This is a genomic window from Acinetobacter sp. GFQ9D191M (genome assembly GCF_011174875.1).
Taxonomy (GTDB): domain Bacteria; phylum Pseudomonadota; class Gammaproteobacteria; order Pseudomonadales; family Moraxellaceae; genus Acinetobacter.
This window is the reverse complement of the sequence record NZ_JAALGV010000120.1, coordinates 29,651-43,284: the sequence shown is the minus strand read 5'-3', so window position 1 is coordinate 43,284 and position 13,634 is coordinate 29,651. Positions and strand designations below refer to the sequence as shown.

The following is a 13,634-nucleotide window of genomic DNA, read 5'->3' as shown; positions in this document are numbered from 1 at the left end:
TGGGGTTCAGCGGACGCTTACAAATATATTGATATTTTTTCTAAAGATCCGATTGAATCTCGCCAAAAAAAGATGTGGTTTTTTAAAGGCGATACCCGTATTAAAGTCTGTACGGTACACAGTTTTAAAGGTTGGGAAGCTAAGGCGCTATTGGTGGTTTGGGATAAAATCTATCAACTCAAAGACCATGCCTTGTTCTATACCGCAATTACACGTCTTAAAACAGGGAAGAGCAGTATTTTGTATGTGGCAAATGCAGAACCGTCTTTGGCAGATTATGGGAAAGAATGGAATTAGTAGTTTGAACTATCAAAATATTATTTTCGTGATATAGCTAAACTCTAAAAAGATCAGCACATAAAAATACCTGTAAAATGCGTCGGTAACCTTTTCAGCACATCACTGAGATAGGCATACGGATCCAGCCCTTTCAGCTTTGCTGACTGGCTTAATATGAACAGGATTCTACATACACCATCATGATGAATGTTCATGATTCAACGACTGACGAGGTTGCCATTAAGACTATGCTTCAGTGCAACCGAGGCATGAGGATCTTTGCAGGAATTTACAATGCTGAGTTTGAATTCTTTGCTGTATATTCTACGTTTTTTTAGCAACCATATGTCTTGTAAAATATATATCCATACTCATGGACTAAGTCCCCACTTGTTTTTTAAGTGGGAACCAAATTAAGACTTATAAGATCGGTTGGTAATATGAGTTAGCCTGATGCTCACGTTACTTTTGCAAAGACAAGATAAATTTCTGAATCATCTCTTTCTCCAACTCAGGTAACTCTTGAATTGATTTAGCAATAGGATCGTTACCTACATCTGAACAACGTTCTGTACGCCCTAGTAGATAGTCAGCAGACACATTTAAGACAACCACGAGCTTATAAAAATTTTCTAAAGAGGGCTTACGAGAGCCAGCTTCAATATGGGAAATCGACGTAGATGGAATACCAGACTTTTCAGCAAGTTCTTGCTGAGTCAATTTTCTTTGTTTTCTTATTTCTTTGAGCCGAGCACAAAACAACTCAGAATCCATTTCAGCCAGCATAAAACACCATAAATCGACAATAAAACTTGACTATATAGACAATTTTAAATATATATATTGTCAGTATTTTATTGTCTATTTCGACAAAAAGACATCATCAAAAGAAATTAAAAGAGGAAATTTAATATGAAGAATAGTGTATGTGCATGAGTGCCTTATCTCGACAATAAAGCACTCATGCTTTTCATCTCAAATCACTGAAATGAAAAGAATGTAAAATTTCGACATTTTACCTTTGCATTCTTTCATAACAGACCATTTAAGTAAAATTATCTTGGAATCTATTATGAGCAGTTCACCGAGTCATATCCCTTTTTCGATCCACCCAGTAATTCGAAATTTAAATGTCCGTCAAATTTCTAAAATTATTGCGACAAAAATCATTGAAGCTACGGCGCTACAACTTCAGTTCAATCCGATATTTTGCAACAAGTTAGATGTAGCACAACACCTCAATACTTTTGAAGCAGTTGCTTACTTTACAGACAACCAGTACTTTGAAAAATATGGCTTTAACAAGCAAGGGATTATCAATTACCAAGAACTCTCTAATGAGTTATTATCAATTTTTTATATGGTTATACAGTCTGAATAAATCATATTTTTAGAATAGAGAGCACCCCTAAGAATGCTTATCTGCAATTTGGGTGCTCCTCAAGAGATAAAACTGCATACCCAATTTTACCGATACCAAACGATTCATACTCACACCACGATCCGCATCTTCAGACAATCAATAATTGTTTATTTTTTAAATAACTGAAATAGAACCACCCGAAGGTGGTTCATAATTTCATCATGTATTAACTTGCTTGAATTATTGCTAAGAAATCTAACTCTTGAGGTGATAAGGGTTTATCGCCAAACAAGTGACCATATTGGTCTCCAACACTATCTTCATTCAAAGTCTCATAAACTTCAGCCATGGTCATACCTCAATAAAAAATTCCCTCACCACTTGCTTGCATCCAAAATCCCCCCTTTAGGTCGTATCTTTCTTTACTGACATAATATTCATTTTCCTCCCCATATAAATCTTCTTCATCACAAAGGCGGTCATATTCTTGTTGATATGCTTCTGTCAAAAGATAAATATCAGACTTTTTAAAAATTTCACATCCAGATTCTTTAGCATGATTCACAAGAGTGGTGAGTGCTTTGAATTTTTTCATTTTTAACCTACGCTTATTTCAATATTATTGACGTGTACTTTTTTATCGATGCCAGTACATCTCTTCCACTAACAAGGTTTAAATTTTCATAATTGTTTTCATGTAATGTTTCCATTTTTTTAGCTAAAACCCATAATTAATTTTTAGCAGTATTTCATCGTCTGTAGCTCGTATTGTTCGTCGTCAATTAATGCTTTTTTGCCATATAACTGTTTTACGATTTCATCCATTCCGACGTATTTAAGATGCATGTACATACACAACGCCGTATAGCCACAAAATAGATACGTCCCCTTCTTATCCTCAATCCAGAAGCCCTCTTGTAATATGACTGGCTTTTTATTCTTATTTTCTAATATGTCATCAATATCAATTTGATTAACGGTCATATTGATATATGGCTGATACATTTTGGTGACTACAGCGTATTGTTTACTTATCTGACATTTACCATTTTTTTTGGCCACTTCTAGAATCCTCTCTAACTTCTTAAATTTTCTCATTTTGACCTCGGCATCTTTCTTTAAACCCTTGATACCAGGCTTCAATTTCTTCCCGATCAAAATAGACAGCTGCTTGACGTGATAATCCCATTTTTAATGGTTTCGGAAAGCGATCATCTTTCTTCATTAATCTTCGCAATGCGTTTCTTTCTATACCTAGAAGCTTACATACCGTGTTGTAACTCAATAAGAAAGGCTTTATCTGAACAATGTTTAATACTTCAGTCTGTTCAGTGTTTTCAATTAAATTTGATTCGTTTCTATCAATCACACAATCCATTTCTAATCTCAAATAAAGATATTAAATAGAGCGTATCAGAGACCAAAATTTTAAAATTATTTTGATATAAAACTGGAAAAAAAAGTCACCCCATGGGGTGACTCTTAAATTTTCTCAGAGATTGATTAACTCAGTGAATAGACATAGTCTGACCACCACTGCATTAGATCAACTCGTTCTTGGAAATGCTCTGCTTTGTCGTATATACCTTTTGTACCCTGTTTAACGTGAGATAGTGCAGATTCAATAATTTGATATTTTTCACTAAATTTATTATTAAGCGTTGTTGATGCTAAATGCCTAAAACCATGTGGATGCTGTTTATTCTCATAGCCTAAAGATATTAACGCTTCATTGAAGGTATCCACACTCATTGCCATCATTGGGTCATTTCGTAAGGGAAATAAATATGGGGATGGTGTCTGTATCTCTTTTAATCTTTTTAACAATATAATTGCTTGGTCTGGCAAAGGCACACGATGTTCTTTTTTATTTTTCATCATCTCTGCAGGTTTAATCCAAATCTTCCGATGAAAGTCGAATTGTTCCCACTTCGCCTGTTGTAACTCACCAGGGCGTGGGAAGAGTAAAAGCAATAATTCTAAACCTATTGCTGTACTACGACTAGAATATGAACGAATTGCAGACAAAAGGTCTGGCAATTCAATTAAATCGACAAATTTGAAATTTCCACTTTTATGACGTTCAAAAAATCCCTGTACCTCTCGCACAGGATTTTCTTTATATTCACAATATATACAAGCCCAATCGTACGCCTCTCTTGCAAAGCTAAGTAGTTTGCGCATTTGTGCTGGGATTTTTAAATCATATTCTAATCTCGCAAAAAATTCGTACCATTCCATGGTTTTAATCGTTCTTAAATCACGATTTCCAAATTCAGGATAAATATGTTTTTTAATCGATAATTGCATCTTAGAAAAATATTTAGGACTCCATTTTTTTTGTTTTTTATCAAGTAAGCTTTCTATAAGTGAAGATAACTTGTACTTATCAACTTCTAAAAATGTACCTGCTTCTATTTCTTTCAGATAGCCGCTCGCAATTACCCTTGCCTCTTTAGCTTTAATAGTCGGGTAAGCTCCTACCCCTTTCCACCCCCATTTTCCATTTCTTTTTTTATACCTAAACTGCCAACTTTTGCTGCCATTTGCTTTTACAAAAAAATATAAATTTGGACTGTCCCATAATCGATAGTCTTGCATTTCCACTTCTAGTGCAGTAAGAACTGTATCTGCCAAATAACCTTTTTTCTTTAACTCGGTACGTCTCATTACTATGTCTGAAAAATTACGTTAATAGCAGTTGATCACAGCTCTTAAAATCTCCAGAGATTTTTTATTCTAAGTTCAAGAAAAAGGTTTACTTTTTAATTGACCAATTCATCTAAATAATCAGCCCACCACTGCATCAACACACGGCGTTCATCTAAATGCTGTGATTTATCATAAACACCCTTGACACCTTTTTTCTTATGCGCCAAACATACTTCTATCACTTGTTCTTGATTACTGAATGCGTCATTCAAAATGGTACTTGCAAGATGTCTAAAACCGTGAGGATTCTGTTTTCCTTTATACCCCAAGCGATTCAGAGCTAAATTAAATGTCATATCACTAATCGTTTTATTGACAGAAAGACGGCTCGGAAACAAGAACTCAGACTCTGGCTGAATGGATCTTAACTCTGTGAGTAATGTAATGACTTGCTTAGATAGTGGGACTTGATGTTCCTGACGTGTTTTGGTCATTTCTGCAGGTTTGGTCCATAAGGCTTTTTTAAAATCGAATTGCTCCCACTTTGCTATCCTTAACTCACCTGGACGTGGGAATAGCATCATAAGCAGCTCAAGACCAATGCCGATGGCGCGCTTTTTATTATTACGAATTTTCTTAAGTAAAGCTGGTAATTCATCAACAGTCACGAAATCCATGTTCCCTGACTCGTAGGCATCTAGATGTTTGCTCATGCCTTCTATTGGATTTGAATTTATCTTGCCTTTAAACTTTGCCCAGTCATAGCAACCACGTACGTATGAAACCAATTTCTCAATCTGAGTATGAATGCCTAAAGTACGTTGTAGTCCTTGGAAAAAATCAAACCACTCTTTTGGCGTAATCTCTTTGTAATTACCTTGACCAAATACTGGAATAATGTGCTTCTCAATAGATTTTTGAGCTTTCGTGTATGTTGCCTCACCCCACTTACTTGATTTAGTGTCCAACCACTCTCTCATTAGGTTTTCAAAGTAAAAGCTTTCAAGCTCTTTTCGTTCCTCGAGCAGTACTTTCTTCGACTTCAGGCTTTCACCTTTAGAAAGAGCTGAAGTAAATTCTCGTGCTTTTTGACGAGCAAGTTGAGCACTCACTTGAGGGTAAGAACCAAGACCCATCCAAGCCCATTTACCTTCAGAATTCTTGTAACGATACTGCCAATTTTTAACACCTGATTTTTTGACTAAAAAATATAAGCCCGCACCGTCCAGTTCACGATAGTCTTTTTCTTCAGATTCTAAGGATGCTAAGGTTTTTTCACTAAGCGGTCTTTTCTTTATATCTTTCCGTAACATGTATTACACCTTGTATCACCGAGTTAGATTATTAAACAGTGATACACGTGGTGATACAAATAGGGCTGTACTATACAGATCCATATAAATGCATAGAACATAAAAAAAGCCCCTAAATTATTGAATTTAGGGGCTTTTAGTGACTATATATGTACATATAAATACATCTATAATCGAATTATGGTAGGTATATCCAGACTCGAACTGGAGACCTCTACGATGTCAACGTAGCGCTCTAACCAACTGAGCTATACACCTAGAATGCTTGGCATATTATAAATTTTTCGATCCTAAGACAAGTCTTTTCATTTAATTTTCAATATATACGCACAAGTTTTAAGCAAATCTTTGAATTGTTTCAAATCTTGGTCTGAGAATTCCCTGCCTGAATAAATTGATTTTTCAAATAGTCTAATTGCTTCAAAAAATACAGACTGATCTTTATCCTGAACTTGCTGAGATAGCCTTAACATCCATTGATGAAAAGTCTCCGCGGATTGTCTTTTTAAATCTTTGTTCAAAGACTGATTAAACTGCTGAATGGAATAATCAAAAGGCGATTTTAACTGCCGGTTTTTAATATAGATTTTTAAAATATAAAGCAATATAAGTATGCCAATACCGGATATGAGAATGATCACACTGGAATAAACTGAACTTAGACCTAGCTTCGCTAACCAGCCTTGTTGAGATTCGGCATTATAGCCCACGACCTTACTTTGCCATTGATAACTTGCATAATCACTCCAGACTCTTAATTTGGTCAGCCATACATTACGCTGTGATGTCCAGCCAGAATTACTTGCCCATACTCGCTCATCTTGCGAGATTAAATTTTGCATTCCATCATCAATACGTTGTGGAGCTACCATTGCGGTAGGATCAAAACGCTGCCATCTTTGGTCAATCCAGACTTCTGTCCAGGCATGAGCATCTAACTGACGAACCTCCCAACTTTTCCCATCGGGTGCCAATTGTCCACCTTGATAACCTGTGACCACACGTGCCGGGATTCCAACATATCGCATTAGCATGACAAAACTGGAAGCATAGTGCTCACAAAAACCCTGCCGGGATTTAAATAGAAATTCATCAATCCGGTTTTTACCAAGTACGCCTGGTTTCAAGGTATATACAAAATGATTTTGCTGATACCAGTTCAAGACTGTTCGGATATAACGTCGCGGATCCTCCCCACTTTGTAGATATAAGCGCTGTGCCAGCCGCTGTGCCTGAGAGTCCAAATGGGATTGAGTCTGGGTATTTAGTCGCTGAACAAATTGCTCCGGTAAAATACTTTCGGTATTTTGACTACCCAGCCATTGTAAATGGATCGGTTCTACTCGTTGGATTAAACGCCTTGGTACGATACTCCAGTCCTGACGGTTATAATAACGGCGTTCCAAAGGCATCGACTTTTCTAGTCCCATCACCCAGAACACAGAAGTATCAGCAGCCAAATATTGGTAATTCCACCCAGATGTGGATACTGGAACAACTTCTCCAGGCTGACGGATTAAAGGCTGCTGATTAATAAAGCTACTGGTCCAGCGCTGTCCATCATACTCATCTAAAACTAATGCCCGCCAATACAATTCTGAACGTGGCGGCAGTTTACTCACATCACCAATAATCCGGAAAGCCAAAGCATTAGATTGAGATAATTCAGCAATATCTCCCGGTGACATACTGTCACCGATTCCGGTTATGCCTTTATTTTCTGAAATTGGGATATGCCAAAGCGGTGGCAAACGCGGAAAGAAGATGAATAATAAAATAAAAAACGGCAGAGCATAAAGCACAAATCTGCCGACATATTTGGCATCTTGCTGTAAAGCTATACGTGGTGATTGCTGACTCTGCTGAAACTCACTGGTCTGAATCCGGTATAAACCAATTAGACAGCTCAACAAGCATAGAATAATCACAACAGCCATACCAAAAGACTGGCTATATAGAAATGAACTGGCCGCAACAAAAAGCGCAAAATTAAACAGGATAACCAGATCCCGCCGGTTTTTCGTTTCTAATGATTTGGCAAATAAAAAAGTGGAAAGAACCGCGACGCCTGCCTCCACGCCAATAAAACTTTGGTGGCTGAGATAAATACTGCCTAATGCCAAAGCCGTAAGTAGAAAAGTTCCAATTTTAGGAAATGGCTTTTGCCGTTTAAGAAAAATCCAGATACACAGTAAGCTAATGCCAAAGATAATGCTGAGCAGCATCGGGATGAAAGCTACTTGGGCCAGGATGATCAAGCCCAGGGTTAGAACAATCGAAACTCGGATTTTTCCATCAATCATAGATTCACCCGTTATGCCTGAGCCAATAATTGTTTAGCCTTACGCAGTTGTTCTTCACCGGCTCCCTGCGGCAATTCTGCCTGAGGTAAATGCAACGCATATGCACATTGCTGCTGCTCACATTGCTCAATTAGCCCCATCATCAAGCCCAGTTTCTCCTCATGCGACTGGCTAGGCATATGTTCATAATGAATCTCAATGCTATGTTCATCCTGATACTGTTCAAAGACTTTGACATATAAGCCTTGCCCACGTGCAAACTGCTTCCAGGAAACCGCCTGCAATGAGTCTCCAGATTGATAGTTACGTAATTCACGGAACTCATCCATATCCGGTTCAAAGCTATTCTGATAAATCTTGTTTTCCGAAGTATTGTTTTGAGCTTTAGGTGCCACCCAGGCAAACTGATGATGATAAAGGTAGGTCCAGGCTCGAACCAGACCAAAAGGATAGACTGAATAGATCTGAATCACCGGATACTCAAATTTACCGCGACGTTCCGCATAAAATGGCAACACCCAATGCTGCTTTTGTTCAGTCAGATAAACTTTCTCCAACTGATTGCCGGCCTTAATATACAGATAACGCGGCCGGGCTGTGGCTTGCTGAACATAAAAATGCAAATTGAGTGCATGACCCACCTGTCCGATGTCTTCAGCAACCATTTCGATATCCAGATCATGCAACTGTTTAAAGGTCAGATAGAAGCTGACACATAGCACTGCACTAATCAGAAAACAGAAGCCTAAGATCAGGTTATTGGCATAGTTCACGCCAGCAATAAAGGTGATAAAAATCAGAACCAGATATAGATAACCCTGCTGATAAATAAAGACCAGTACATCTTTTTGGGAAAGTCGTTTTTGCTGTGAAAATTGAAAGCGTTTCGCCAGCCAGTTTTGCCAGGTTTTATCCAAGAGCGAACTCCTTTAACTGACTGCAACCTGTTGCATCACATTTGATGTTTCTGCATCGCTCAGCCCCAGACGATGTGCAGCAACTGCCACAAAAACGGCTTGCACATCGTCTGGAGTTACAAAGCTACGTTGCTGAATGATGGCATTCGCCTGTGCTGCACGTTTAAGCGCCAGCAAACCTCGTGTTGATAAGCCTTGGCGTTTCTTACGGGTTTCTTCCGCAAGATCTAGCATATATTCCTGAACCGCTTCACTGATAAAAATCTGATGGGTCAGCTGTTGTAATTCCAACACTTCATTTTCGCTAAACACATGTGCCAAGCTGGCGATCAAGGCAAAACGGGATTCCTGCTGTAATAACAGTTTTTCAGCATGACGGGATGGATAACCCAGAGATAGACGCATTAAAAAACGGTCTAGCTGAGATTCAGGTAAGGCATAAGTACCACTTTGAAATAACGGATTCTGGGTCGCGATTACCCAAAATGGCTTAGGCAATGCATAGCGTATCCCATCCACAGTGGCATAGCCTTCTTCCATCGCTTCCAGTAATGCACTCTGAGTTTTGGGACTGGAACGGTTAATTTCATCTGCCAGCAAAATCTGGGTAAAAATAGGTCCCTGTTTAAACTCAAACTGATGTTCTTTCTGGTTAAACATATTGATGCCAATCACATCGCTGGCCAGCATGTCATTGGTAAACTGAATCCGCTGAAATTTCAGTCCTGCGAGATGGGCTAGGCTGCTTGCCAAAGTGGTCTTGCCCAAACCAGGTAAATCTTCAAACAAGACATGACCGCCTGCAATCAGACAGCATAGCGCTAATCTGGTCTGTGCATGTTTGTCCAGGACAATCGCATTAATTTCTTGGAAAAATTTTTGAATCTTGGGTGCGTAATCAGCCAGCTTCTGTTCCAGCTCATCATTGTTGTGCACAATATCCAGCTTTTCTTTTTGTTTCATGCCCCAGATCACAATATTTTCCCTAATAAAACATGCTGTAGGATTAACATACACTGTTTTTTAAAATTCCCCAAAGATCAGTCATCTGCCGACTTTATTTCTGCAAGAGAAATCAAGAATTTTAGAAATTTTATATGATTAAACCTCTTGTAAGAGCCAATTGAAGCTTTAAGATTAAAGTTTAGAAAAATTACATTTTGATTGGCATATTTATTAGAAAAAACAGGTTATTAAAAACCTTTGAGATCTGAACTTATACCTAAGAGATAAAGACTTTGAAAAATTTAAATTCCCAATGTCAAAATAGATCATAATTTTGTTTTATCTTGTTTGAATCCTAAAATTTTTCCATAAAAAAGCGCCCCGAAAGACGCTCATTTTATTCATCTATTAGCATGGACATTTCTTCATATCTCCACCGGCAGATGGATAACGCGAATCTACACAGTGGCGATAAAATGTTTTAGGGTCCATCGCTTCCAGATCAGGATGGTGCTTTTTCATATGCGCCAGATAAGTCTGATAATCCGGCACACCCACCATCAGGCGGAAACTCTGCTGTAAACGCTGCCACAACGTCGCAATCCGTGACCAGTTTTTCGGGTTCAGGATCAGGTCTTTTTGTGACATCACAGTCATCTTGATGATCTTATAAATGACCGCTTTTCCACCTTTAGCAAACTTCAAGTTCATGCGCTGCTCCTTAATGTCCTTTTGCAGGCTGAATTTCTTCAGGATCGCGATACACTGCTTCTGCTTCATTTACGGTTGGTACAGGGCTCGCCAGGGCACGACGGATCACGCCAATTGCAGCAAATAGCATTACAAACGCTACGATCATAAAGAAACCACAAAGTGCTGCGTTGATCTGGTTCGACATTGCGACAGTCTGCATTTCAGCCAGGGTTTTCGCTGGTGCCAGAATTTCATTATTCGCAATTGCCGTATTGAAACGCTCTGCCTGTGCCAAGAAACCGATTTTCGGATTTTCATGGAAAATCTTCTGCCAACCGGCTGTCATTGAAGTAATAAACAGGAATACGGTTGGAACAATTGTTACCCACACATATTTCTCTTTCTTCATCTTGAACAGGATGACTGTACCCAGAATCAATGCCATTGCAGCCAGAATCTGGTTACCAATACCGAACAGTGGCCATAAGCTGTTAATACCGCCTAATGGATCGACGACACCCTGATAAACGAAGAAACCCCAGCCAGCAACAGCAACGGCTGTACCCAGCATATTACCGAAGAAATTATGAGATTGTTTTACCGCAGGAATCACGATACCAACTGTATCCTGAACCATGAAGCGACAAGCACGAGTACCTGCATCTACTGCTGTCAGAATGAATAAGGCTTCGAACAGAATCGCAAAATGGTACCAGAAGGCCATCATTTCACGGCTGTTAAAGATTTCGGTAATGATATGCGCCATACCAATCGCGAAAGTTGGTGCACCACCCGTACGTGACAGAATCGAGTTCTCACCTACTTCCTGTGCCAGTAATGTCAGTGCTTCAGGTGTTACCACAAATCCAAGATTACGCACTGCTTCAGCCGCAGTATCTACGGTTGTCCCTAGTAGTGCCGCTGGTGAGTTAATCGCGAAGTACACACCTGGATCAAGAATCGCGGCACAGATCAAAGCCATAATCGCAACAAATGATTCCATCAACATACCGCCATAACCGATTATCCGGATATCGCGTTCGTTGTTAACCAGTTTTGGTGTTGTCCCTGAAGAAACCAGTGCGTGGAAACCAGAAATCGCACCGCAGGCAATGGTAATAAACAGGAATGGGAACATTGAACCAGCGAATACTGGGCCTGTACCATCGACAAATTTGGTAATCGCTGGCAACTTCATTTCCGGCATCGCGAACAGAATGCCAATCGCCAGACCGGCAATCACACCAATTTTCAGGAAGGTAGATAAATAGTCACGCGGCGCAAGTAATAACCAGACGGGCAATACCGATGCAATGAAACCGTAAATGATCAGTGCCCAAGTCAGCTCAGTACCCGTTAAGGTAAATAGCTGTCCCCAGTAGGGATGCTGTGCAACGTTTTCACCATAGATAATGCCAAGCATCATCAATACGAAACCAATGATCGAAACTTCTGCAATTTTACCCGGACGGATAAATCGCATGTAGATCCCCATGAAGATGGCGATCGGAATCGTAGCTGCAATACTGAATACGCCCCATGGACTGTTAGTCAGTGCTTTAACAACGACTAGCGCCAATACTGCAAGGATGATGATCATTACGCCCAGCGCACCAAGCATCACGATAATGCCAGCAAAGGTACCCAGTTCCTGTTTTGCCATTTCACCCAGTGAACGACCGTCACGACGAGTAGAAATAAACAGTACCAGGAAGTCCTGTACCGCACCTGCCAGTACCACACCGACCAGTAGCCAGATCGTGCCTGGCAGATAACCCATCTGCGCTGCAAGGATTGGACCGACTAAAGGACCCGCACCGGCAATCGCGGCAAAATGGTGACCGAATAACACACTTTTATTGGTCGGCACATAATCCAGACCATCACCCAGACGATGGGCAGGTGTTAAACGGCGTGCATTCAGTTCAAAAACTTTATTGGCAATAAATAAACTGTAGAAACGGTAAGCGATGCTGTACACACAGGCTGCGGCCAGTACCAGCCAGACTGCATTCACATGCTCACCACGACTGAGTGCAAGTATCCCGAAGGAGACTGCCCCGACTATGGCTACCAGGAGCCAGATGATTTTCGAAGTCATGGTTGACTTCTGTTGTAAAGTTTCCATTCAATCCCTCATTTTGTGAAGCATATAAATCAGCGTGATTTTTTTATTCGAGGTACTGCTGTTTTCCCTTGCGACTTTACGCTTGTTCCTTTCGAATTCCTCTAAGACTTTGGCATAAAAAAAGGGATGATTTTAGTCATCCCCTTTGATAATAGTCTATTTTCCGACCATTATGCACGTTCTAAATAGTCACCAGTACGAGTGTCTACACGAACGCTTTCTTCTTGCTGAACGAATAATGGAACACGTACTACTGCACCTGTTTCAAGTTTCGCTGGTTTACCGCCACCACCAGAAGTATCGCCACGAACGCCTGGATCAGTTTCAACAATTTTTAATACTACGAAGTTTGGTGGGCTTACTGTTAAAGGTACGCCATTCCATAACATGATAGTACATTTTTCATTTGAATCGTCTTTTAACCATTTTGCAGCATCGCCCATTGCTGTTTTATCAGCAGCGATCTGTTCGAAGGTTACAGGATCCATAAAGTTCCACATTTCGCCATCGTTGTACAAGTATTCCATTTCTACTTCTACGATGTCTGCAGCTTCTAGAGAATCACCAGATTTAAAAGTTTTTTCCAAAACTTTACCACTGCGAAGGTTACGTAATTTAACGCGGTTGAACGCCTGGCCTTTACCTGGTTTAACGTATTCGTTTTCCATGATTGAACATGGGTTACCATCAAGCATAACCTTCAGGCCAGACTTGAAATCGTTCGTAGAATAATAGGCCATGATTGGCTCACTCCAAACTTACTAACTTTAAGCTATTGATGCTATGGGCTGTTGCAATGTCATTTAGCAAGTCTGACACGAACATGAGTTGCCACATGCACATTCATTTAATGTTGCGTATTCTAAATGAGCAATACACCAAGTCGCAACGAAAAAATCGGTTTTAACTTGCTGACACTGCTTAACTTAGCATCAGCTATTCCAATACTGGTGCACAACCAGTCTTCTAAGCACATAAATGTCTCTATGCTTTTGCATACCATAGCAAACTGATCGTGTTTAGAGAAATTTTAGCCAGCTT

Annotated in this window: 15 protein-coding genes, 1 tRNA gene and 2 pseudogenes; 2 read left to right on the top strand and 16 right to left on the bottom strand. The window is 39.7% G+C overall.

Annotated elements, in window-relative coordinates; genetic code table 11:
• A partial coding sequence (locus G5T77_RS15425) for a hypothetical protein (RefSeq protein ID WP_205683247.1) occupies positions 1–297 on the top strand: 297 nt, incomplete at its 5' end.
• Positions 298–350: 53 nt separating this feature from the next.
• Here the strand turns inward: G5T77_RS15425 and G5T77_RS15420 are convergent.
• The 3 genes and pseudogenes from G5T77_RS15420 to G5T77_RS15410 form a co-directional block, all read right to left on the bottom strand.
• Positions 351–452 (bottom strand): annotated as a pseudogene (locus G5T77_RS15420) (transposase domain-containing protein); the annotation flags it as partial.
• A gap of 48 nt (positions 453–500) precedes the next feature.
• A pseudogene (locus G5T77_RS17480) lies at positions 501–654 on the bottom strand (transposase); the annotation flags it as partial.
• 87 nt (positions 655–741) lie between these two features.
• Positions 742–1,065 carry a helix-turn-helix transcriptional regulator gene (locus G5T77_RS15410; protein ID WP_166138935.1) on the bottom strand — a complete coding sequence of 108 codons (324 nt, stop codon included), beginning with the start codon at positions 1,063–1,065 and terminating at the stop codon, positions 742–744.
• Positions 1,066–1,351: 286 nt separating this feature from the next.
• Here G5T77_RS15410 and G5T77_RS15405 point away from each other — a divergent pair, with 286 nt between their 5' ends.
• On the top strand, positions 1,352–1,660 hold the full coding sequence (locus G5T77_RS15405) for a hypothetical protein (protein WP_004782586.1): 309 nt from the start codon (positions 1,352–1,354) through the stop codon (positions 1,658–1,660).
• A gap of 208 nt (positions 1,661–1,868) precedes the next feature.
• Here the strand turns inward: G5T77_RS15405 and G5T77_RS17390 are convergent, their stop codons facing one another.
• From G5T77_RS17390 to efp, 13 genes are all read right to left on the bottom strand, one after another.
• Entirely contained in the window at positions 1,869–1,991 is a 123-nt protein-coding gene (locus G5T77_RS17390; protein ID WP_265092717.1) for a hypothetical protein, read from the bottom strand.
• 9 nt (positions 1,992–2,000) lie between these two features.
• Entirely contained in the window at positions 2,001–2,237 is a 237-nt protein-coding gene (locus tag G5T77_RS15400; protein ID WP_166138932.1) for a hypothetical protein, read from the bottom strand.
• Between the two features lie 143 nt (positions 2,238–2,380).
• Complete coding sequence (locus G5T77_RS15395; RefSeq protein WP_227607462.1) at positions 2,381–2,704, bottom strand: hypothetical protein; 324 nt, start codon at positions 2,702–2,704, stop codon at positions 2,381–2,383.
• A 22-nt stretch (positions 2,705–2,726) separates the two neighbouring features.
• Positions 2,727–3,020: an AlpA family phage regulatory protein gene (locus G5T77_RS15390; RefSeq protein WP_086043923.1), complete on the bottom strand. Its 294-nt coding sequence runs from the start codon at positions 3,018–3,020 to the stop codon at positions 2,727–2,729.
• 125 nt (positions 3,021–3,145) lie between these two features.
• Positions 3,146–4,312, bottom strand: coding sequence for a tyrosine-type recombinase/integrase (locus tag G5T77_RS15385; RefSeq protein ID WP_166138926.1), 1,167 nt, complete (start codon positions 4,310–4,312; stop codon positions 3,146–3,148).
• Between the two features lie 95 nt (positions 4,313–4,407).
• Positions 4,408–5,607, bottom strand: a complete 1,200-nt coding sequence (locus G5T77_RS15380) for a tyrosine-type recombinase/integrase (protein ID WP_166138923.1) — start codon at positions 5,605–5,607, stop codon at positions 4,408–4,410.
• Positions 5,608–5,788: 181 nt separating this feature from the next.
• A tRNA-Val gene (locus tag G5T77_RS15375) sits at positions 5,789–5,865 on the bottom strand.
• 47 nt (positions 5,866–5,912) lie between these two features.
• Entirely contained in the window at positions 5,913–7,910 is a 1,998-nt protein-coding gene (locus G5T77_RS15370) for a DUF3488 and transglutaminase-like domain-containing protein (protein WP_166138919.1), read from the bottom strand.
• A gap of 11 nt (positions 7,911–7,921) precedes the next feature.
• Positions 7,922–8,827 (bottom strand): DUF58 domain-containing protein, encoded by a 906-nt coding sequence (locus G5T77_RS15365; RefSeq protein WP_166138916.1) that lies wholly within the window; start codon positions 8,825–8,827, stop codon positions 7,922–7,924.
• A 12-nt stretch (positions 8,828–8,839) separates the two neighbouring features.
• The gene (locus G5T77_RS15360) at positions 8,840–9,790 is read right to left on the bottom strand and encodes an AAA family ATPase (protein WP_166138913.1); all 951 of its coding nucleotides are present in this window, start codon (positions 9,788–9,790) and stop codon (positions 8,840–8,842) included.
• 390 nt (positions 9,791–10,180) lie between these two features.
• Complete coding sequence (locus tag G5T77_RS15355) at positions 10,181–10,483, bottom strand: YbdD/YjiX family protein (RefSeq protein WP_004782606.1); 303 nt, start codon at positions 10,481–10,483, stop codon at positions 10,181–10,183.
• Between the two features lie 10 nt (positions 10,484–10,493).
• Positions 10,494–12,593 carry a carbon starvation CstA family protein gene (locus tag G5T77_RS15350; protein ID WP_034702078.1) on the bottom strand — a complete coding sequence of 700 codons (2,100 nt, stop codon included), beginning with the start codon at positions 12,591–12,593 and terminating at the stop codon, positions 10,494–10,496.
• A 170-nt stretch (positions 12,594–12,763) separates the two neighbouring features.
• Positions 12,764–13,333, bottom strand: coding sequence for an elongation factor P (gene efp, locus G5T77_RS15345; RefSeq protein ID WP_004782608.1), 570 nt, complete (start codon positions 13,331–13,333; stop codon positions 12,764–12,766).
• Positions 13,334–13,634: the final 301 nt, after the last annotated feature.